The 1,410-nt window shown below is 62.3% G+C and carries 1 protein-coding gene and 1 pseudogene; one reads left to right on the top strand and one right to left on the bottom strand.

Annotation, left to right across the window (positions count from 1 at the left end; translation table 11 throughout):
• On the bottom strand, positions 1 to 649 hold a 649-nt coding region (locus tag EOA22_RS33560; RefSeq protein ID WP_127390611.1), incomplete at its 3' end, for a PAS domain-containing protein.
• 295 nt (positions 650 to 944) lie between these two features.
• On the opposite strand from EOA22_RS33560, the pseudogene EOA22_RS33555 reads away from it, so the two are divergent.
• A pseudogene (locus EOA22_RS33555) lies at positions 945 to 1,410 on the top strand (hypothetical protein); the annotation flags it as partial.

Below are 1,410 nucleotides of genomic sequence, written 5' to 3'. Positions count from 1 at the left end.
GCGCCAGCGGACTGTCGGGCCGCGCCAGCATCGCCTCGGCGGCCTCGTTCATCTGAACGATCCGCTGGTGGCCGTTGACCAGGAACACGCCGAAGGGCAGGTGGGAGAAAGCCGATGCCAACGCCGAGGTGTTCTCCAGCCGCCGGCCGATCTGCCCGGCGCGCAACATATGCGGCACGATCTTCTGCAACAGGTCGATGTCGTCGGCACCGAACGCGTCCTGCCTGGAGCCGCGGTGAATATCGAAAAACCAATAGGAGCCGTTGGATGCGAGAAGATTCGAGGCGAGCCCATGATGCATGTCGCGCGGCCTCATCCAGTCCTGCCAAAGCTCACGGCGGCGGAAGTCGGCGCCGTCTTCCGCTATCCGTGCACGGTCATAGATGTTGCCAACCGGCAGCGCAGCCACGACGGTGCTGATGGGATCCCGCATGTGTGCTGCCGCCGCCTCGGGAGTACACAGTCCCGGATCATCGACAGTCCCCACCGCGTTGAACGCCCGCTGATCAAGCCGCGCGATACAGCTTCGCGATGCCTTGAACAGGTCGCGCAGGCCGGTTACCGCACTGAGCCAGCGTTCCTGGTCGTAGGCCGCCTCATAAATCTGGCCGACCACGGCGGAGACCGCTTCGATGGTGACGTCAGCCATGGGAACTTTCCGATCCTTGGGACGATCAGGTTTCGTGAAGAAGCCTAACACACGGAAGCTCTCGCGCAAGTTGCATTGTCGCTGAAGGCGATGATGTCGCCACCGGGTTCCCCTCATCGATAATTAGCAAAAATGAATATGTGACCATGCGGCAACAACCCGACCCAACAAGGAGGTAGCGGCCTCACAAAGCGAGGAACAGTCGGCATATGACGACTGTTCGCTTCATCGCCTTGTCTGCACTCTCCCGCCACATCGGCAATTTGATCGGGGGTTTTTGGGCGTGGTGGCAAGAATGATCAAGCAGGCGGGCGCGCCGCGCCAACTAGAGACAGCCGCACCGTCGGATGGGAGGCGGTTCCGGCTCGCATCGAGAGACGCGAAAGCGACTGAGCAAGACAGCTCGCGCGGCGGTCCGGTCCTCGTCACCGCTTTGGCCGGCGCGATGGTTTTGGCCATCTCGGTATTTCCAGGGCATGCGTTGGCAGGTGAGTGCGCTGGCGGCCACGACACTGGCCATTCCAACAGCCTCGCCTGCGGCAATGATACCAGTATCCCTATAGGACAGGCACAGACATCTGCTGCCTTCGCCACAGCCGTCGGTCCGCACGCGTATGTGGGAGAACTCGAAGGCTCGGCCGTGGGTTATAATGCGGAGGCAGGGGCGCAGGGCACTGCCCTGGGCGCCTATTCAAAAGCGGGACTTGATATCGGCTTTCTGAGCAGCGGTGGCACGGCCATCGGCATGGGCGCCGAGGCGG

Origin of the sequence: Mesorhizobium sp. M7A.F.Ca.US.014.04.1.1, assembly GCF_003998745.1 — a bacterium.
In the GTDB taxonomy this organism is placed as follows: Bacteria; Pseudomonadota; Alphaproteobacteria; order Rhizobiales; family Rhizobiaceae; genus Mesorhizobium; species Mesorhizobium ciceri.
The sequence above is the reverse complement of the archived record's forward strand: the minus strand, read 5'-3'. Positions and strand labels throughout refer to the sequence as shown.